This is a genomic window from Pseudomonas sp. MWU347, from assembly GCF_017947305.1.
In the GTDB taxonomy this organism is placed as follows: domain Bacteria; phylum Pseudomonadota; class Gammaproteobacteria; order Pseudomonadales; family Pseudomonadaceae; genus Aquipseudomonas; species Aquipseudomonas putida_A.
The window spans coordinates 549,910-569,535 of the sequence record NZ_JAFGZB010000003.1; the positions used below are offsets into that span (position 1 = coordinate 549,910).

The following is a 19,626-nucleotide window of genomic DNA, read 5'->3' on the forward strand; positions in this document are numbered from 1 at the left end:
ATGTACCTGATCAACGGTCAGTTGCACACCGAGTGCAGCCTCGACAGCGCCTTGCACCAACTTCAGCGGGAGTTGCCACGAAGGCTGCAGATTCCACTGCAAACCAGCACGCTGCTCGCCACTGCCAAGGCCTTCGCCGAACGTCTGCAACAAGAAAAAACGGAACTGCCACTGGCTCCCGGTCAGCGCGAGGCACTCATCGATTTCTGCCAGCCTGCCGCCCTGCAAGCCAAATTGGATCGTGAACTGGGCCTGCGCCCCGAATCGCTGCGCCGTATCGACTATCGACAATCACGCTTCGAGCGCTGGAGTCCGCTGGGCCTGGTGGTGCATATCACTCCGGCCAACGCGCCGCTGCTGGCGTTCTGTGCGGTGATCGAGAGTCTGCTGAGCGGCAACGTCAACTGGCTGCGTCCCAGCAGCAGTGACGCGGGCTTCACCGCGCGCCTGCTTCAGGCGTTGGTTGCATGCGACCCGAGCGGACAACTCAATGGTTACGTGGCGGTGCTGCCGACCCGCACCGAACAAATCGGCCAGTTGTGCAGGCACGCCAACGGTGTCGCGGCGTGGGGTGGCGAAACTGCGCTGCAAGCCATCCGCCAGCAGATCCCGCCAGGCTGTCGCTGGATCGACTGGGGGCACCGCATCAGCTTCGCCTACCTGACCCCGGACGCCGCATCGCCCGCCGTCCTCGATGCGATTGTCGATGAAGTCTGCCGCCTCGATCAGCAAGCCTGCTCCAGCCCGCAATGGTTGTTGGTGGACAGCGACGACGCGCGCGTACTGAACGATATCGGGGCACAACTGGCCGCCGCGTTCGAGCGCCGTGCCGGTCAATGGCCGGCCCTTGCACCGACGCTTGAAGAGGCTTCGCAAATCACCACCTGCACGGCAATGGCCCGGCTGGCCCAGAGTTTTGCCGGGCAGACCGGCCGGGTCTGGAGTGCGTCGGGCTGGCGGGTGATCTGGAGCCATGATCGCCAGCTCGAACCTTCTGCGCTGTTTCGCAGCCTGTTGCTCAAACCAATGCCCCGCGAGCGGCTCAGCGCCACGTTGCTGCCCTGGCGCAACGTGCTGCAGAGCTGCGCCTTGCTGTGCCCCGAGGCGCAGATCGCTGAACTGGCGCAAACGCTGATTGTCGCCGGTGTGACGCGCATTACCCCGATCGAGACTATTCACGATGGCTACGACGGCGAACCCCACGACGGTGTTTATGCGCTGCAGCGCCTGAGTCGACGCGTGTCGGTCAGTCTGCCGGCGAACGTGCTGACCAGCCACTCCACGCTTGATCAGCTGCCTGCCCCACCACCACTGACCGGACTGGCGATCATGGACAAGGGACAATTCGTCCGCCAGCCGCCGACTTCAGCCGCGCAGCTGTTCTTTCGCTCCGGCGGCAGCAGTGGCGCACCTGTGCTTTCCGGCTTCAGTTACCACGACTTCCAGCGCCAGATGCAGGCGGCCGCCGATGGCTTGCTGGCGGCCGGACTGGATCCGGCGCAGGACAGGGTCATGAACCTGTTTTTCAGCGGCGGACTGTACGGCGGCTTCTCCAGTTTTGCCAAAGTGCTGGAACAACTGCAGGCCCGACACTGGCCGATGGGCGCCCCGGCGGACGACGATTACCACGAGATCGCGCAGATGATCGAGGCTCAACGGATCACCGTGCTGATCGGCATGCCCGGCACCCTGCACCGGTTGTTTATCAACGAACAACAAATACTGCGGCGCTATGGTGGCGTCGCCAAGGTCTTTCTCGGTGGCGAACACCTGAGTGAGCAAACCCGCGAGCTCTTGCAAAGTTGCGGCGTCAGCCTGATCCGCTCGGCGATTTACGGCAGCGTCGATGCCGGTCCCCTGGGCCATGCCTGCCGGGCCACGGCAGATGGCGTTTTCCATCTGATGAGCGACATCCAGCACCTGGAAATTGTCGATTTCGAGCATGACGTGCCGGTCGGTGACGGCGAATCCGGTCGTCTGCTGGTGACCTCCCGCGAGCGTCAGGGTCAGTCCGTGCAGCGCTATGACATTGGCGACAGCGGACGCTGGTTACCCGGCCCGTGTGCCTGCGGTCTGACTTCGCCGCGCTTCGAACTGCTGCAACGCCACGGCAACCTGCTGCGCATCGGCACCGATTTTATTTCGCTGGCGATCCTGGAGCAGCACCTTCAGATGCCGTTTCAACTGGTCCTCGATCACGGCCCTGACGGCCTGGAACGCATGCGCCTGCACTGCCCTCTGGAGCCGGCCGAGGCCCACCGCCGACTGCAGAATTATTCGACGCTGATCACGCTGGTGCAGACCGGTTTGCTCACGCTCGACGTCGAGCAGTGTGCCGTCGAGCAGTTCGCCCGAAACCGGCACAGCGGCAAGACGCCCCTATTGATTGATACGCGCCGCTGACAGCAGCTATCTGCACGCGGCCCATCGCCACTTCATACAAGAAAAAATCATGAACACGATCGTTGAATTGAACAATTTGCTCGGTTACACCCGCCAACATTCGGCCTATTGCCGCGAACACTTCAGAGATGTCGCGGCACCCATCAGCTCATTGACCGAACTGCCCCTGATCGACCCTGAACAATACTGGCGTGACAGTCAGCATCCGCACCAATGGCCAGTGTTGTCAGGCCCGCTGGAAGACGCGATGGTCTTCAAGACCGGGGGCACCACCGGCTCAGGAAAACTCTCGCTGTTCACCCGCGCAGAATGGCAAACCCTGGTGCGCGATTTCGGCAGCCAACTCACGGCGCAACTGAACCCCGGCGACCGGGTCGCCAATCTGTTCTTCGTCGGCGACCTGTATGCCAGCTTCATTTTTCTTCACGACGCGCTGGCCCATGTCCAGACTCCCGTCAGCGAATTTCCCTTCACCGGGGCCGTCGACAGCGCCGTACTGGCCGAGTCGATCGTTGCGTACCGGATCAATGTGCTGGCCGGTCTGCCGGCGCAAATGCTCAAATTCGCCGCCTGGCTGGAACGCCAGTCACGGATCCTGGAGGGCGTCGAAACCCTGCTCTACGGCGGCGAAAGCCTGTTCGCCGCCCAACTGCAAACGCTCCAGCGGGTGTTCCCGAACGCACGCATTGCCTCTATCGGCTACGCCAGTGTCGATGCCGGACTGATCGGCGTCAGCACCCGCGATTGCAGCTTGGGCGAACACCGGATGCTGGAGCGGCACAGCGTGCTGGAGATCATCGATGAGGTGAGCGGTGACGTCATCGAAGAGTGCAACCGTAACGGCAGGCTGGTCCTGACCAATCTCACCCGGCGCCTGATGCCGGTGATCCGCTATCCGGTCGGCGACCTCGCCTGCTGGCGTGAACCGGCAGGGACGCCGATGCGCAAGTTCGCCCTGATGGGCCGCAGCATGAACAGCCAGCGCGTGCGGGTGAGCGTGTTGAGTCTGGATACCGGTGACATCGGCGAGCTGGTGCGCAAGATCGCCGCCAGCGATGGCTGGCAACTGCTCATCGAACAGCGAGCAAGCAAAGATCTGCTGAGCCTCAAGTGGGTACCCTGCACGCGAACGGCTGACATCAGCCAGGCAAGCTCAACCCTGCGCCGTGCGCTGATCAACCAATACCCGCTGATCGAGAAGCTGCAGTCCGATCAATTGCTGGAGCTGAACGTGATCGCCTGTGCGAACGATGAACTGACCTGTCATCCACGCTCCGGCAAACATCAGCGGGTCGTGGATCGACGGCTTTATGACCATCCGCAGCAGGGGCAAGCGTGATGGACACGACAACCATCCGCCGCTATCGCGTCGCCGATGCGCCGGCAGTCAGCCGCCTGTTCGAAGAAATCTACGGCGTTCATTATCCTCAACCCCACGTGTATTTGCCCTGGATGATCAGCCAGAACCACAGTGTCGGTCGCTGGCACTCGCTGGTGGCGGTGGTAAACGAGCATATCTGCGGGCATGCCACGTTGTTTCGCCAATCTGGCCGAACCGCACTGGCGGAGCTGGCACTGACCGTGGTGCACCCGGACACTCGCGGGCAAAACATCGCCACCCAGTTGGGCCAGCAGTTGCTGATTCATGCCCAGGCGCTGGATTGCCGAGGCGTGACGATCAAGCAGGTCACGCACCACCCGTATACGCAGCGCATGGCCGCCGGCCTGGGGTTTCACAGCTGTGGTCTGTTGCCCGATTACGCGCCTTCGCCGTTCGGTGGAACCGGGCGGGAGACGATTGTTGTGGGTCACTGCAGCATCGACGGTCATCGGCGCCCGCTGCCGGCACTCGCCTGGCCGCAGGATTGCCGCGAGCTGATGTCGCGTCTGGAGGCGGTGTTTGGTACCACCGACCATACCGTGCCATGGAAAGGCCCGAAGATCCGCTTCGATCACGTATCCGGGCGCTACGACCTGCTGCTCAAGGCCCTCGATGACAACCTGCTCGAGCAATTGGGACAACTGCCGGCGCACTGGCTGATTTCGATCAGACTCAGACTCGCCCAAGGGTTTTCCAGCGCGCTGCGCAAACTGGCCGATGCCGGTTTCGCTTTCACCGGGATTGTCCCCGATGACCACAGCGACGGCTGGCTGGCCCTGTTTCATCGTGGCTACCAGGCCTCCACGCTGAGTCTGCACTGTCCACACATGCAGCACCTGCAGGATCAGGCGCAGCAGGCCGGCGAAAGGTATCAGGACTAAAAACGAAAACGGCCCACCCAATCAATGGGTGGGCCGTGGGTGACCGGCTCAGGCCTTGGACTTGACGCCTTGATCGACAGGTTTCGCCGCGTTGCCTTCACCGTAGGTTTTCAGGTTCTGCAGCACGTAGATCGCCTTTTTGTATTCGGGGATCAGGTTCTTGCCGTAGGCATTGCCATTGAGGCCATTGTTCTGAATGGCGTCGAGCTGGGTGGCGAAATACTCCAGCGCATTGAATTTTGCATCAGGGTCTTTGGTCACGCCGAAACGGTCGAACTTGTCGCCGGCATTGAGCAATGTAAAGGAGGTGATGTCGGAAATCAGCCCGCGTTCACGCAGAAAAACACTCAGATTGCTCAGTTGCTTGACCGAGACATTCGCCGGATCGAACCCCTTGATGTTCTTGCGCAGGCCCTGCTTGTCCATTTCGGCTGTGTTCAGCGCGTTAGGATTGGTGCCGACCTTGGCGAGCATCTGCTGCACCTTGAGGCTTTGCTTGACCTCCTTCTTCGCGCCTGTATTGCGAACCAGCACCCCTGCCTTGCTCTCCCAGCCGCCGACAATGCCGATCGTCATGAGAAGACTCCCTGTGAAATAACCATGAAATGTCCTTGCTGGACTACTTGAATGCCGGGAAGTATCTACCGGCGAACTGGTGGCACCAACCCTTTTAGTGCAGCCGCTTACAATTTTTGTACATTCTCGATACAAATTGCCAGAAGCTCACGGTGTCGCGGTTTCATGGCAGTTTGACGATTGCTCGCGAAGCTTTTTTTGCGCTGGCTGACAAGAGGGTCGATCCATTTGTATCGGAGTCGACACGCCCCTTCCGTCAGCCCGACACTTTCTTGCACCAAAGTACTTAAAGCTTCCCCGTTCGCCGACGATACGCTGGTGTGACCCCGCCGTTTTTCCCTCGACCCCACAATAAGAATCGCAGCTCAAGGACCGGTATCCATGCCCGCATTCCGCACCATTCAGGCTCGCTACACGTTATTTCTGGTTCTGTTCATCCTGCTGCTGTCGGTGCTGACCGTGGTCGGTATCAGCCAATTGGTTGCCCCCAAGCTGCGGCATACCGAAGAACAGGTGGTGCTCAACCGGATTGCCGAAGTCGCCGAACAGATTCAGGGCGAACTGAACAAAGTCCAGGCGCAACAGCGCAGCATCACCCAGACCATTCCCCTGCTCGACAGCGCGGCCATCGACACAGTGTTGCCGGGCCTGGTGGATCAGTACGGCGAACTGAAAGTCTTCGGTGGCGGGATCTGGCCACTGCCGGGTCAGCGTGAGGCCGGGCGCAACAAGTTCAGCACCTTCTGGCACCGCGACGCCTCGGGCAAACTGGCGGTGAATACCTTCTGGAACAGCGACGCGGCGCCCAACTATTACGACCAGAGCTGGTACAAGGGCGGCATGCAGACCCCGCGCGGCCAATGTGCCTGGGCTGCGGCCTATAAAGATGACGCGAGTGCCGAGCCGCGCACCAACTGCGCCATGGCGATTCAGAAAAACGGTGCCGCGTGGGGCGTGTCGACCATCGACGTGACGCTGGGCTTCTTCAACGATCTGGTGGCGCGCAAGGAAAAAGACCTCAACGCCGAAATGCTGATCGTCGAGGCCGACGGCAAGATCATCAGCAACAGCTCGCGCATCAGCGGCCCGATCGTACTGAAGAACATCAGCGAACTGGCCGCCGGTTCGACCTTCGCCAGTCAGGTCAAGGCCGGCCTGCAGAACCGCGATCAGGCGCAACGCGTCGAGTTCGACAACAACGGCGAAGCCAGCACCTTCTTCATGCGCCCGATCGAAGGCACGCCGTGGTTCCTGGCCACCGCCCTGCCAACGAAAATGCTCACCGCCCAGCGTGACGACGTGCTCAGCAGCCTGAGCCTGCTGCAGATTCCACTGGTGATCCTGCTGGTGCTGTTGCAGGTGTATGCGATCCGCCAACTGGTGTCGCGCATGAAAGCGCTGAAGGCCAACATCGACTTGCTGTCCAGCGGCGATGCCGACCTGACCCGACGCATCACCATCCGTGCCGAAGACGAGCTGGGCGCCATCGGCCACTCGGTCAACACCTTTATTGCCTACCTGCAAAACATGATCGGTGAAGTGACCCAGGCCACCGGCGCCATGGCCTCGAGCCTCGATGACCTGCAGCGTACGTCGGCCAACACCAGCCAGATTCTGCTGCGCCATGCTTCGGAAACCGATCAGACCGTTACCGCCATCACCGAAATGAGCTCGACGGCCGAAAGCGTCGCGCAGAACGCCGCAGAAACCGCTGCGTTCACCCAGCGCGCCAACGAAAACGCCGATCGCTCACGGGTGGTGGTTGGTGAAGCCACCAACAGCGTGGTGGCCTTGATCGACGAAGTGGCCAGCGCCACCCAGAAAGTCGAGAGCATGCAGCAGGACGCGCAGCGCATCACCGAGATTCTCGGGGTGATCGGCGCAATCGCCGGGCAGACCAACCTGCTGGCGCTCAACGCCGCCATCGAAGCCGCCCGGGCCGGTGAACAGGGTCGCGGCTTTGCCGTGGTCGCCGACGAAGTCCGCGCCCTCGCCGCTCGCACCCAGGCCAGCACCTCGGAAATCAACGAGATGTTGACCCGCCTGACCCAAGGCGTGAGCTCGTCGGTCAGCGCCATGGAAAACACTCAGGCCAGCTGCCAGTCCGCCGCCGACGCCACGGCGCGGGTCAACTCCGGTCTGGATGAAATGGCCGGCTCGGTCAGCCACATCAACAGCCTCAGCACCCAGATCGCCACCGCTGCCGAACAGCAGAGTGCGGTCACCGAAGAGATCAACCGCAGCATGGTGCAGATCCGCCACATGGTCGAAGAACTGGTGCACAGCGGCCAGGCCAGCGAACTCAACACCCGCCAGTTGCTGGAAGCCAACAACCGGGTGAGCGCGATCATGGGGCGGTTCAAGGTTCGTTGAGCCTGACAGATTTGTAATCTCCCGCTCAGCAGGCTGTCAGGCTTGATCCAGGATCATCCTGCCAGCCTGCCTTGTATCAACTTGAAACACTCCGTTGATGCCCGGCAGGATAATCCGGTCAAAATACTTTCCTTTTTGACCGTCATCCTTGTCGAGAGCCCACCATGCGAACCTCCCTGCGACTGGCCGCCCTCAGCGCCCTGCTCCTGTCCTCCCTGGCCCAGGCCGCCGAGCTGATCCCGATCGAAGTGCACCGCGACGCCAATTGCGGCTGCTGCAAGAAATGGATCAGCCACCTCGAAGCCAACGGCTTCAAAGTCGAAGACCATGTCGAAAGCGACATGAGCAGCTTCAAGCAGCAACACGGCGTGCCACCGCGCCTGGGCTCGTGCCATACCGCGCTGATCAACGGCAAGTTCGTTGAAGGCCATGTGCCGCCTGAACAGGTGCTGGCCTTGAGCAAGCGTGACGATCTGCTGGGTATCGCCGCGCCGGGCATGCCCATGGGGTCACCGGGCATGGAAATGGACGGCATGAGCGATGCCTATCAAGTGATCGGCCTGAAAAAGGACGGCACGGATGTGGTGGTGGCGGACTACCCGGCCCACTGATGGCTGCCGGTTACGTCGGGCTGTTCGCGGCGGCGTTCGGCGCTGCGACGCTGTTGCCGCTGCAATCCGAAGCGCTGCTGGTCGGGCTGATCGCCAGCGACCGTTACTGGCTCTGGGGCCTGCTGGGCGTAGCGACGCTGGGCAACGTCCTCGGTTCGCTGGTCAACTGGTGGCTGGGGCGCGGCCTCGAACGCTTTCAGGATCGACGCTGGTTCCCCGTCAGCCCGAACCACATGGCCACCGCGCGCAAACACTACGAGCGCTATGGTCACTGGTCGCTGCTTCTGAGTTGGCTGCCGGTGATCGGCGATCCGCTGACCCTGATCGCCGGCGTCATGCGCGAGCCGCTCGGGCGCTTTCTGCTGATCGTCACGCTGGCCAAAGCTGCGCGTTACGCCGTGGTGGCGATGCTGACCCTGGGCTGGCTCGGTTGAACATTCCAGCCATGGCGTTGCCTGTGGTTAACGTCGCCCTAATCCGGGCGTTCCAGCATCGGCCGATTTCCATGGAGTTTGCCCTTATGTCCGTCACGCTATCCCGCTGGCTGCCTGGCCTGGTCCTGACTGCTGCGCTGCCGCTGTTCGCCCACGCTGCTGCGCCCACTGAAACTGCACCCGCCGATGGCCAGACCTATGGCCCGGAGCTGCAAGGTTTCCAATACCCCTACACGCTTAAACACTTTGCCTTTCAGTCTCAGGGTAAATCCCTGCAAATGGGTTACATGGACGTCGCCGCCCACGGCAAGGCCAACGGGCGCACCGTGGTGCTGATGCACGGCAAGAACTTTTGCGCCGCCACCTGGGACAGTTCGATCAAGGCCTTGAGCGAGGCCGGTTACCGGGTCGTCGCGCCGGATCAGATCGGCTTCTGCACCTCCAGCAAACCCGATCACTACCAGTACAGCTTCCAGCAACTGGCGACCAACACCCAACAGCTGCTCAAGGCCCTGGGCATTCAGAAAGCCACCCTGCTCGGCCATTCCACCGGCGGCATGCTCGCCACTCGCTACGCGCTGCTGTTCCCGGATCAGGTCGAACAACTGGCGCTGGTCAACCCGATCGGCCTGGAAGACTGGAAAGCCCTCGGCGTGCCGTACCGCACCGTGGATCAGTGGTATCAGCGCGAACTCAAAGTCACCGCCCAAGGCATTCGCGACTACGAGCGCAACACCTATTATGACGGCCGCTGGAAACCCGAATTCGACCGCTGGGTCGACATGCTCGCCGGCCTGAGCAACGGCCCGGGCAAAACCCAGGTGGCGTGGAACTCCGCGCTGATCTACGACATGATCTTCACCCAACCGGTGTACTACGAGTTCAAGGACCTGAAGATGCCGACCCTGCTGTTGATCGGCACGTCCGACACCACGGCCATCGGCAAGGACCTCGCGTCCCCCGAGGTCAAGGCGAAAATCGGCCACTATGAGGTGCTCGGCAAGCAGGTCGCCAAGCTGATTCCACAATCGACGCTGGTGGAGTTTCCCGGCATGGGCCACGCGCCGCAGATGGAAGAACCGGCGAAATTTCACCAGGCCCTGCTCGGCTGGCTGAACAACACCAATCCCGTTCGTTGATGAGGTAAGGCTGATGGCGGTGCAGATTGCAGTGATCGATGACTGGCAGGACGTGGCGCGGGACGTGGTCGACTGGTCGGTGCTCGACAGCATCGGCGACGTGACGTTTGTGCATGACTACCCGGCGGACAATGTCACGCTGGCAGAACGATTGAGCCAGTACCAGGTGATCTGCGTGATGCGCGAGCGCACGCGTTTCGATCAGGAGCTGCTGCAGCGTCTACCGAACCTCAAGCTGCTGGTCACCGGTGGCATGCGTAACGCGGCGCTGGACATGCAGGCGGCCGCTGGCCTCGGGATCAAGGTCTGCGGCACCGACAGCTACAAACACGCGGCGCCGGAACTGACCTGGGCGCTGATCATGGCCGCTACGCGCAATCTGGTGAATGAAGCCAATTCCCTGCGCGCCGGCGGCTGGCAGCAAGGGCTGGGCGGTGATTTGCACGGCAAGACCCTGGGCATTCTCGGTCTGGGCAGCATCGGCCAGAAGGTCGCGCAATTCGGTCAGGTGTTTGGCATGCGCGTGATTGCCTGGAGCGAAAACCTCACCGCTGAACGCGCTGAAGCAGCCGGGGTGACCTGGGTAAGCAAGCAGCAACTGTTCGAACAGGCCGATGTGCTGTCGGTGCATCTGGTACTCAGCGAGCGCAGCCGCGGGCTGGTCGACGCACAGGCGCTGGACTGGATGAAACCCACCGCGTTGCTGGTCAACACCGCCCGCGGGCCGATCGTCGATGAGGCGGCGCTGATCAAGGCGTTGCAGAAACAGAAGATCGCCGGCGCGGCGCTGGATGTGTTCGATCAGGAGCCGCTGCCTGAACTGCACCCGTTTCGCACATTGGAGAATGTGTTGGCCACGCCACATGTGGGGTATGTAAGCCGACAGAACTATGCGCAGTTCTTTGCGCAGATGATCGAGGATATTCAAGGCTGGGCCGCCGGGAGCCCGCTGCGCCTGTTGAATTGATCACAACTATTCGACTGCGGTGAATTGACTGACGCCTTCGCGAGCAAGCCCGCTCCCACATTGGAAATGTGTCGTACCCGAATCAACTGTGGGAGCGAGCTTGCTCGCGAAGGGGCCTGAATAGACAACACATCAACAAACTGCCCGCACCACAACAGTGCGCCCTGCCTCTCCACTAGCACAAAATCGTGACCAACTAGTCACCGTTTTAGCCCTCTCCCTCAAAAAAACCTGCCCTTCGTCGGTGCGTTCCTGCTTGCACACCACGGATTTCGCTGCCTGCAAACCGATTGTCGAACAATTTACCCGTTTGCTCTCGCCCGCTCTAGGATCTGGCCTAGACTGACTTTCGCGGATTAAAACCGGCCAGTCACAAACCCGAAAAATTGTCGAAACTTTTGCAGATGGCGGCGGGTCATCTGAAAGGCAGGGTCAACGCGACTGGTGCAATCCTTGCAACGGCCCCTTCACCCATTCTGCTTGCACGTGTTGGGTAGCGTTTGCTCACCGATGCGTGGCGCGTTTGCGCCCGGCCACAGGATTTGGCCACAGCTTGTTCGATACAAGAATCAGATCAACGACACGGGAGATTCATATGATCAGTGCGGCATTGGATATTCAGGGAGAGCGTGCTCAGCAGGCGGTTGGTGAATCGAGCACGGTGAGTCTTCCCGGCAGCCGGTCGATCAACGTCCCGGGCACCAAAACGCTGACGCCGGTCGCCAGCCAGAATCCCAACAAGAAGAAAGTATTGTTCGTCACCTCGGAAATCGCCGATCTGGTGAAGACCGGTGGTCTGGGCGACGTCTCCGCCGCCCTGCCCCGCGCCATGGCGCACCTGCACGATGTGCGGGTGTTGATCCCCGGTTACCCGCAGGTGATGCACAGCGAAAACCCGATCCACATCATCGGCGAACTCGGCGGCCATGCTGCATTGCCTCCATGCAAGATCGGGCGCATGGACATGCCGGACGGGCTGGTGATCTACGTGCTGATCTGCCCCGAGCTGTATGAGCGTGAAGGCTCGCCGTACGGTGCCAACAACGGCCGCGACTGGCCGGACAACCATATTCGTTTCGCCCGCCTGGGCCTGGCCGCTGCCGACATCGCCGCCAACCTCGCACAAATTCACTGGTGCCCGGATCTGGTGCACGCCCATGACTGGCCCGCCGGTCTGGCCCCTGCCTATATGCACTGGCGCGGGCAGCGCACGCCAACCCTGTTCACCATTCACAACCTCGCCTATCAAGGCGTGACCAGCCTCGGCTCGTGCCCGGAGCTGGGTATTCCGACCCACGCCCTGCAACAGGAAGGCATGGAGTTCTACGGCAAGATGTCGTTCCTCAAGGCCGGCATGGCCTATTCGAGCCACATCACCACGGTCAGCGCCACCTACGCGCAGGAAATCACCACCCCGGATTTCGGCTGCGGTCTCGACGGTTTTCTCGCCGCCAAAACCCAGCAAGGCTTGCTCAGCGGCATCCCCAACGGCATCGACGAGAGCTGGGACGCGGCCACTGATCCGCACCTGTTCGCGCCGTTCGCCATCGGCGACTGGGAAGGCAAAGCGGTGAACGCCGCCCACGTGCGTGAACTGTTTGGCTTGAACGATTCCAGCGGCCCGCTGTTTGCCGTGGTCTCGCGTCTGGTTTATCAGAAAGGTCTGGACCTGACTGAAGCGGTGTCCGAATACATCGTGCAGAACGGCGGCCAGATCGCAATCATCGGCCGTGGCGAGCCGGAAGAAGAACAGGCCATGCGTGAACTGGCGCTGCGCTTTCCCGGGCAGATCGGCGTGCGCATCGGCTTCAATGAAACCGACGCCCGCCGCATGTTCGCCGGCAGCGATTTCCTGCTGATGCCGTCGCGTTATGAACCCTGCGGCCTGAGCCAGATGTACGCCCAGCGCTTCGGCTCTTTGCCCGTGGCGCGCAATACCGGCGGCCTGGCCGACACCATCGAAAACGGTGTCACCGGTTTCCTCTTCGACGAGTCCACTGTCGAGAGCTACCGCGAAGCCCTGAGCCGCGCGTTCAAGGTATTCGCCTTCCCCGACCTGCTCAACGCCATGCGCTGCAGAGCGATGGCCGCGCCGTTCAACTGGTGCAAAGCGGTCGAACCCTACGCCGAACTCTACGAACAACTGGTCGCCAAGGCGCTGGGTAAAGCCGGCCACAAATAACTCAGGGAGCTTTTCACAATGCCGTTACGGACCCAAGAAAACTGGCCCCACGGCGCGATCATGCAGGACGCCGAACACACTCAGTTTGCGCTGTGGGCACCGGATGCGTTTTACGTCAGTGTCGAACTTGAAGACGGCCAGTCCTTGCCGATGTTACCGCAGGCCGATGGCTGGTTCGTGATCAAGACCCGGTGCCCGGCGGGCACCCGCTACCGCTTCAACATCGATGGTGAACTGGAGGTGCCCGACCCGGCCTCCCGCGCCCAGGACGGCGACCTTGACCGCCACAGTGTGGTGGTCGATCCGCTGGCCTATGACTGGCGCCACACCACCTGGCACGGCCGGCCTTGGAGCGAAGCGGTGATCTACGAGCTGCACGTCGGCGCGCTCGGCGGCTTTGCCGAAGTCGAGCAGCATCTGGCGCGTCTGGTCGAGCTGGGCATCACCGCCATCGAACTGATGCCCCTGGCGCAGTTTCCCGGCACGCGCAACTGGGGTTATGACGGCGTGCTGCCTTTCGCACCGCAAGCCTCCTATGGCACCCCGGAACAACTCAAACACCTGATCGACAGCGCCCACGGCCATGGGCTGGCGGTGATTCTCGACGTGGTCTACAACCACTTCGGCCCCGACGGCAATTACCTCGGACGCTACGCCAAAGGTTTTTTCCGCGAAGACAAGCACACGCCCTGGGGCGCGGCGATCGATTTCCGCCGCCGTGAAGTGCGGGACTTCTTCATTGAAAACGCGCTGATGTGGGTGCTCGAATACCGCTTCGACGGACTGCGCCTGGACGCGGTGCACGCCATCGAAAGCCCGGACTTCCTGCCCGAACTGGCGCAGCGTATTCGTCAGCAGATCGATCCAAGCCGCCACGTCTGGCTGACCGTCGAAAACGAGCTCAACCAGTCGAGCCTGCTTGAAGAGGATTACGACGCGCAGTGGAACGACGACGGCCACAACGCCCTGCACGTGCTGCTGACCGGCGAAACCGACGCCTACTACGCTGACTATGCGCTGCAACCCACCGAACAACTGGTGCGCTGCCTAAGCCAGGGCTTCGTGTTTCAGGGCCACATCACCCGCCACGGCGAACCGCGCGGCGAGCCCAGCGAACACCTGCCCTCCACCGCTTTCATCCTGTTCCTGCAGAACCACGACCAGATCGGCAACCGCGCCTTCGGCGAACGTCTGCATCAACTGGCCGATCCACGCGCCGTGCAGGCCGCCACCGTGCTGTTATTGCTGTCGCCGATGATTCCACTGATGTTCATGGGCGATGAGTACGCCGCCGAGCAACCGTTTCTGTTTTTCACCAGTCACCACGGTGAACTGGCGGATCTGGTGCGCGAAGGTCGGCGCAATGAATTCGCCGGGTTCAGCGCCTTCGCCGATCCGCACAAACGCGAAAAAATTCCCGATCCGAATGCCGAGCAGACCTTCCACGCCTCGCAGCCTCGCCTGGTCGGCAGCGGCAGCGCAAAACAGCAGGAAACCCTCGCGCTGTACCGGCAACTGCTGCAATTGCGCCACCGCTACATCATTCCCAATCTGTCCGGCACCCAGGCGCTTGGGGCGCACATGCTCGGCTTCGGTGCGGTCAGTGCACGCTGGCGCCTGGGCGATGGCAGTGAGCTGCGAATTGACCTGAACCTCAGCGATACGCCAGTGGTCAACCCTGCACAGACCGACGCCGTGTGGCTGTTTCAACAGCCGCCCGCCGTTGCCCTGTCGGAACCGGGCGTACTGCCCGCGTATTGCGCGCTTGTCAGCCTCACGGCCGCAACCCCCTTGCAACCTCTGGATGGAGAGCGCCTATGAGCGATGCGCAACTGGAAATACTCGCAAGCCGCGCCGGCCTCGCCGTCGACTGGATCGACGCCAACGGCCGCCCGCAGAAAGTCGCCCCGGCGGTGCTGCGCAATGTTCTCACCGGCCTGGGTCATCCGGCCAATACCGCGCAGGAAATCGACGCCAGCCTGCTGCAACTGCAACAGGTGCAACAGGATCGCCACCTGCCGCCGCTATTGACCGCAGATGTCGGAATCAGCGTTGATCTGGCCCGCTATTTCGAGCCTGAAACGCCTTGCGAAATCCACCTTGAAGACGGTTCACGCCTTAACCTCAAGCTCGATGCCGAAGCCAGACTGCCGGGGTTGATCCCGGTCGGCTATCAACAGGTGCACATCGCCGATCAATATTTCACCCTGGCCGTGGCCCCCGAACGCTGCTTCAGCGTCGGCGATGCGGTAGACAACCCGATCCCTCGCGTCTGGGGATTAAGCGCGCAACTGTACAGTCTGCGCCGCCCCGGCGATGGCGGTTTTGGTGACACTCAGGCGCTGGAAGAACTGGTGCGGGTGGCTGGCGAGCGTGGCGCCGATGCGCTGGCAATCAGTCCGCTGCATGCGATGTTCAGCGCCGACACCGGGCGCTACAGCCCGTATTCGCCGTCCAGCCGCCTGTTTCTTAACGCCTTGTATGCCGCACCGGGCGCCATCCTTGGCGAACGGGCCTTGCGCGATGCGATCGACGCCAGCGGTCTGGCCGAGCAATTCCGGCAACTGGAAGACTTGAAGCTGATCGACTGGCCCACCGCCGCCGACGCCAAACAGAAATTGCTGCAAGCCTTGTACGACGGCTTCGTCGCGGGCGAGCATCCGTTGCATCCGGACTTCGCCGGTTTCCGCCATGCCGGTGGCGAAGCCCTGGAAAACCATTGCCGCTTCGAAGCCATTCAGGAAATGCGCGCTGCCCGTGGCGAAAGCCTCGATTGGCGCGAATGGCCGGAACACTGGCACGACCCGCGCGGCGCCGCCCTCGAAGCGTTTGCCGAGGAATACGCGGAGCGCATCGCTTACTTCGCCTTTTGCCAATGGCTGATCCACCGCTGCCTGGAGCGCGCGCAAACGGCTGCGCGCAGCGCCGGCATGGGCATCGGCCTGATCGCTGACCTTGCGGTCGGTGCCGACGGTGCCGGCAGTCAGGCCTGGAGCTTTCAGGACGAATTGCTCGCCTCGCTGACCGTTGGCGCACCACCCGACATCCTCAACCGCTCCGGCCAGGGCTGGGGGATTTCCGCGTTTTCCCCCGAAGGTCTGATCCGCAACGGCTTTCGTGCGTTCATCGACATGCTGCGCGCCAACTTCGCCCACGCTGGCGGGCTGCGCATCGACCATGTCATGGGCCTGCAACGCCTGTGGGTGATCCCCAACGGCGCGGCGCCGGCCGATGGCGCCTATCTGTATTACCCGTTTGACGATCTGCTGCGCCTGCTGACCCTTGAGTCCCATCGACATCAGGCGATCGTCCTCGGCGAAGACCTCGGCACCGTGCCCGACGGTCTGCGCGAAAAACTCAGTGCGCGGGCGATTCTTGGCATGCGCGTGCTGCTGTTCGAACAGGACAACACGTATTTCAAACCGATCCTCGACTGGCCGGACAACGCGCTGGCGACCACCAGCACCCACGATCTGCCGACGCTCAACGGTTGGTGGCATGGCCGCGACATCGACTGGAACGCGCGTCTGGAATTTGTCGACGCCAATGGTGAAATCGAATGGCGCCGCCATCGCCAGCGCGAGCGCGAAGGCCTGCGCGGGGCCTTGAGTCAGGACCCGCAAAATTTTCGCGAAGAGTCCCACGAAGCCGATCAAGTGGTCGATGCCAGCGTGCGTTTCCTCGGCCACACCCGTGCACCGCTGGTGTTGCTGCCGCTAGAGGATGCGCTGGGCATCGACGAGCAGGCCAACCTGCCGGGCACCATCGACAGCCACCCGAACTGGTCGCGACGCCTGCCCGGCAACAGCGAAGCCTTGTTTGATGGCGCCGATGCCGCGCGCCGCCTCGAACTGCTGGCCTGCGCCCGCCTGCAAGCTGCCGAGCGTGACCAATGAATTCATCGTTCAACCAACCGTTGCGTGGCACCCTGCGCCTGCAATTTCACAAGGGTTTTACTCTGGAACAGGCGGTGCCGCTGGTGCCGTACTTTGCCCGCCTCGGCATCAGCCACATCTATGCCTCACCGCTGCTCGCGGCCCGCGCCGGCTCGATGCACGGCTACGACGTGGTCGACCCGACCCAGGTCAATCCGGAACTCGGCGGCGAACCGGCGCTGCGGCGTCTGGTCAGCACCCTGCGCGAACACGGCATGGGCTTGATCCTCGACATCGTCTCCAACCACATGGCCGTCGGTGGCGGTGACAACCCGTGGTGGCTGGACCTGCTGGAGTGGGGCCGCCTGAGTCCCTATGGCGAGTTCTTCGACATCCAGTGGCACTCGCCGGACCCGTTGATGGAAGGCCAATTGTTGCTGCCGTTTCTCGGCAGCGATTACGGCGTCGCGCTGCAGGAAGGCACGCTGAAACTGCGCTTCGATGCGCAGCAAGGTCGCTTCCACGTCGAGCATTACGAGCATCACTTCCCGATCTGCCCGAATGACTACGGCGAGTTGCTCAAACCGGTCGAAGCGCTGAAATCCCTGGCCGATCGTTTCAGCACCCTCAGCTACCAGACCGACGCGCATGCGCTGGCGATGCCGCTCAAGGCTGAACTGAAAGAGCTGGCAAGCGATCCGCAGATTCTCGCCGCGATCGAGGAAAGTCTCGCGCATTACGACTCCACGACAGCAGAAGGCTTCGACAAGCTGCATCAGTTGCTCGAACGTCAAAGCTACCGCTTGGCCAGTTGGCGCACCGCAGCAGACGACATCAACTGGCGGCGCTTTTTCGACATCAACGAGCTCGGTGGCCTGCGCGTCGAGCGCCCGGCCGTGTTCGAAGCCACTCACGGCAAGATCTTTCAGTTGATTAGCGAAGGCCTGGTCGACGGCTTGCGCATCGACCACATCGACGGTCTCGCTGACCCGCGTGGCTATTGCCGCAAGCTGCGGCGGCGCCTCGACTTGCTTGCGCCGGATCGGCACTTGCCGATCTATGTCGAGAAGATTCTCGGTGCCGGCGAAAACCTGCGTACCGATTGGGCGGTGGATGGCAGCACCGGTTACGAGTTCATGAATCAGCTGTCGTTGCTGCAACACGACCCCGATGGCGAACATGTACTCGGCGACCTCTGGCAGCGACGCACCGAGCGTCCGGCGGCGTTCATTGAAGAAGCGCAACTGGCGAGGCAACAGATCCTCAACGGCTCGCTGGCCAGTGACTTCGAAAGCGTCGCCCAGGCGCTGCTGCAAGTGGCCCGCGATGACCTGATGACCCGCGACCTGACTCTCGGCGCAATTCGCCGGGTGTTGCAGGCGCTGATCGTGCATTTCCCGGTGTATCGCACTTACATCAATGCGCTGGGTCGCGCGGCTCAGGATGAACAGTTCTTCCAGCAGGCCATGGACGGCGCGCGGCAGACGCTGGGCGAAGGCGACTGGCCGGTGCTTGACTGTGTGGCGGCCTGGCTCGGTGGCACGCCCTGGCGGCAAAAGCCGCGCGGGCGCTCGCGCAAAATTCTCAAGCACGCCTGCGTGCGTTTCCAGCAACTGACGTCGCCGGCAGCGGCCAAAGCCGTGGAAGACACCGCGTTGTATCGCTCGGCGGTGCTGCTGTCGCGCAATGACGTCGGCTACAACACCGAGCAGTTCAGCGCGCCGGTCAGCGACTTCCATGCGGTCAATCAGCAACGCCTGGATGCGTTTCCCGACAATTTGCTGGCCACTGCGACCCACGACCACAAACGTGGCGAAGACACCCGTGCACGACTGGCAGTGCTCAGCGAACGCAGCCACTGGTATGCCGAACAGGTCGAGTTGTGGCGCGCCCTCGCCCGGCCGCTGCGCGACGATGATCAAGTGCCGTCGTCCGGCGATGAACTGATCCTGTATCAGGCGTTGCTCGGCAGTTGGCCGCTGCTATTGCGTGATGACGATCAGGCAGGTTTCAGCGACTACGCCGAGCGCATCTGGCAGTGGCAACAGAAAGCCCTGCGAGAAGCCAAGTTGCAAAGCAGCTGGAGTGCGCCGAATGAAGCCTATGAAAACGCTGCGCAGACGTTCACCCAACGCCTGCTCACCGGTGACGAAGGTGAGCTGCTGCGCGCAGCACTGAGCAAGACCGTCAACAGCATCGCGGCAGCCGGCGCCCTTAACAGTCTGGCGCAAACCTTGCTGCGCATGACCGTGCCGGGGGTACCGGATCTGTATCAAGGCAACGAGTTCTGGGACTTCAGCCTGGTCGATCCGGACAACCGCCGGCCGGTGGATTACGCCGCGCGCGCGCAAGCTCTGGACGGACACGCGCCGCTCCCGGAGCTGCTGGCGAACTGGCGTGACGGGCGCATCAAGCAAGCGTTGATCGCCGAGGTATTGAACCTGCGCGCCGAACACGCCGAGCTGTTTCGCCGGGGCACGTATCAGGCCTTGGAGGTGCTGGGCGAGCAGGCGCACAACGTGCTCGCATTCGCCCGTGAGCACGAGGGCCGCTACGCCATCGTGATCGTGCCGATCCGCTGCGCGACGTTGCTGGAAAACAGTGCCGAGCCACAGGTGGATGCGCTGCGCTGGGGCGATACACGGGTGGTTTTACCGTTCGCCGCCTCTGACACAAACCTGAAGGGACTTTTTCACAGCAGCGCAGTCACAAAAAACAGGGAGCTGAACGTCAGCGCCGCGCTGGGGGATTTCCCGGTCAATCTGTTTATCCAACTCTTTACGTAACGACGAGTTCAGTTCAGG

The 19,626-nt window shown here is 62.1% G+C and carries 13 protein-coding genes; 12 read left to right on the top strand and 1 reads right to left on the bottom strand.

Annotation, left to right across the window (positions count from 1 at the left end; all coding sequences use genetic code 11):
• Genes KCG87_RS08865 through KCG87_RS08875 form a run of 3 tightly spaced genes read left to right on the top strand, consistent with a single transcriptional unit; the run spans position 1 to position 4,665 of the window.
• Positions 1–2,403 (top strand): aldehyde dehydrogenase family protein, encoded by a 2,403-nt coding sequence (locus KCG87_RS08865; RefSeq protein WP_210557019.1) that lies wholly within the window; start codon positions 1–3, stop codon positions 2,401–2,403.
• 49 nt (positions 2,404–2,452) lie between these two features.
• Complete coding sequence (locus KCG87_RS08870) at positions 2,453–3,742, top strand: AMP-binding protein (protein WP_210557018.1); 1,290 nt, start codon at positions 2,453–2,455, stop codon at positions 3,740–3,742.
• Positions 3,742–4,665: a GNAT family N-acetyltransferase gene (locus KCG87_RS08875; RefSeq protein ID WP_098963938.1), complete on the top strand. Its 924-nt coding sequence runs from the start codon at positions 3,742–3,744 to the stop codon at positions 4,663–4,665. The genes KCG87_RS08870 and KCG87_RS08875 overlap by 1 nt, the downstream gene beginning before the upstream one ends.
• A 48-nt stretch (positions 4,666–4,713) precedes the next feature.
• On the opposite strand, the gene KCG87_RS08880 is transcribed toward KCG87_RS08875, so the two are convergent.
• Complete coding sequence (locus KCG87_RS08880) at positions 4,714–5,241, bottom strand: hypothetical protein (protein WP_098963937.1); 528 nt, start codon at positions 5,239–5,241, stop codon at positions 4,714–4,716.
• A gap of 381 nt (positions 5,242–5,622) precedes the next feature.
• On the opposite strand from KCG87_RS08880, the gene KCG87_RS08885 reads away from it, so the two are divergent.
• From KCG87_RS08885 to KCG87_RS08925, 9 genes are all read left to right on the top strand, one after another.
• Positions 5,623–7,614: a methyl-accepting chemotaxis protein gene (locus KCG87_RS08885; RefSeq protein ID WP_027612033.1), complete on the top strand. Its 1,992-nt coding sequence runs from the start codon at positions 5,623–5,625 to the stop codon at positions 7,612–7,614.
• A gap of 164 nt (positions 7,615–7,778) precedes the next feature.
• Entirely contained in the window at positions 7,779–8,225 is a 447-nt protein-coding gene (locus KCG87_RS08890; protein WP_135295721.1) for a DUF411 domain-containing protein, read from the top strand.
• Positions 8,225–8,659: a YqaA family protein gene (locus KCG87_RS08895; RefSeq protein ID WP_097089622.1), complete on the top strand. Its 435-nt coding sequence runs from the start codon at positions 8,225–8,227 to the stop codon at positions 8,657–8,659. The genes KCG87_RS08890 and KCG87_RS08895 overlap by 1 nt, the downstream gene beginning before the upstream one ends.
• 86 nt (positions 8,660–8,745) lie before the next feature.
• Complete coding sequence (locus KCG87_RS08900) at positions 8,746–9,798, top strand: alpha/beta hydrolase (protein WP_134786295.1); 1,053 nt, start codon at positions 8,746–8,748, stop codon at positions 9,796–9,798.
• Between the two features lie 13 nt (positions 9,799–9,811).
• On the top strand, positions 9,812–10,765 hold the full coding sequence (locus KCG87_RS08905) for a D-2-hydroxyacid dehydrogenase family protein (RefSeq protein WP_210557016.1): 954 nt from the start codon (positions 9,812–9,814) through the stop codon (positions 10,763–10,765).
• A gap of 595 nt (positions 10,766–11,360) precedes the next feature.
• Positions 11,361–12,947: a glycogen synthase GlgA gene (glgA, locus tag KCG87_RS08910; protein WP_210557014.1), complete on the top strand. Its 1,587-nt coding sequence runs from the start codon at positions 11,361–11,363 to the stop codon at positions 12,945–12,947.
• Between the two features lie 18 nt (positions 12,948–12,965).
• Positions 12,966–14,768, top strand: coding sequence for a malto-oligosyltrehalose trehalohydrolase (gene treZ, locus KCG87_RS08915; RefSeq protein WP_210557012.1), 1,803 nt, complete (start codon positions 12,966–12,968; stop codon positions 14,766–14,768).
• Positions 14,765–16,843: a 4-alpha-glucanotransferase gene (malQ, locus tag KCG87_RS08920; RefSeq protein ID WP_210557010.1), complete on the top strand. Its 2,079-nt coding sequence runs from the start codon at positions 14,765–14,767 to the stop codon at positions 16,841–16,843. Before treZ ends, malQ begins: the two co-directional genes overlap by 4 nt.
• Entirely contained in the window at positions 16,840–19,608 is a 2,769-nt protein-coding gene (locus tag KCG87_RS08925; RefSeq protein WP_210557009.1) for a malto-oligosyltrehalose synthase, read from the top strand. The genes malQ and KCG87_RS08925 overlap by 4 nt, the downstream gene beginning before the upstream one ends.
• Positions 19,609–19,626: the final 18 nt, after the last annotated feature.

What these genes read in the sequence shown, in the direction of transcription:
- KCG87_RS08875 (WP_098963938.1), top strand. Translation starts at nt 3,742, where the DNA reads ATGGACACGACAACCATCCGCCGCTATCGCGTCGCCGATGCGCCGGCA.
- KCG87_RS08870 (WP_210557018.1), top strand. Translation starts at nt 2,453, where the DNA reads ATGAACACGATCGTTGAATTGAACAATTTGCTCGGTTACACCCGCCAA.
- malQ (WP_210557010.1), top strand. Translation starts at nt 14,765, where the DNA reads ATGAGCGATGCGCAACTGGAAATACTCGCAAGCCGCGCCGGCCTCGCC.
- treZ (WP_210557012.1), top strand. Translation starts at nt 12,966, where the DNA reads ATGCCGTTACGGACCCAAGAAAACTGGCCCCACGGCGCGATCATGCAG.
- KCG87_RS08865 (WP_210557019.1), top strand. Translation starts at nt 1, where the DNA reads ATGTACCTGATCAACGGTCAGTTGCACACCGAGTGCAGCCTCGACAGC.
- KCG87_RS08895 (WP_097089622.1), top strand. Translation starts at nt 8,225, where the DNA reads ATGGCTGCCGGTTACGTCGGGCTGTTCGCGGCGGCGTTCGGCGCTGCG.
- KCG87_RS08890 (WP_135295721.1), top strand. Translation starts at nt 7,779, where the DNA reads ATGCGAACCTCCCTGCGACTGGCCGCCCTCAGCGCCCTGCTCCTGTCC.
- KCG87_RS08885 (WP_027612033.1), top strand. Translation starts at nt 5,623, where the DNA reads ATGCCCGCATTCCGCACCATTCAGGCTCGCTACACGTTATTTCTGGTT.
- glgA (WP_210557014.1), top strand. Translation starts at nt 11,361, where the DNA reads ATGATCAGTGCGGCATTGGATATTCAGGGAGAGCGTGCTCAGCAGGCG.
- KCG87_RS08880 (WP_098963937.1), bottom strand. Translation starts at nt 5,241, where the DNA reads ATGACGATCGGCATTGTCGGCGGCTGGGAGAGCAAGGCAGGGGTGCTG.
- KCG87_RS08925 (WP_210557009.1), top strand. Translation starts at nt 16,840, where the DNA reads ATGAATTCATCGTTCAACCAACCGTTGCGTGGCACCCTGCGCCTGCAA.
- KCG87_RS08900 (WP_134786295.1), top strand. Translation starts at nt 8,746, where the DNA reads ATGTCCGTCACGCTATCCCGCTGGCTGCCTGGCCTGGTCCTGACTGCT.
- KCG87_RS08905 (WP_210557016.1), top strand. Translation starts at nt 9,812, where the DNA reads ATGGCGGTGCAGATTGCAGTGATCGATGACTGGCAGGACGTGGCGCGG.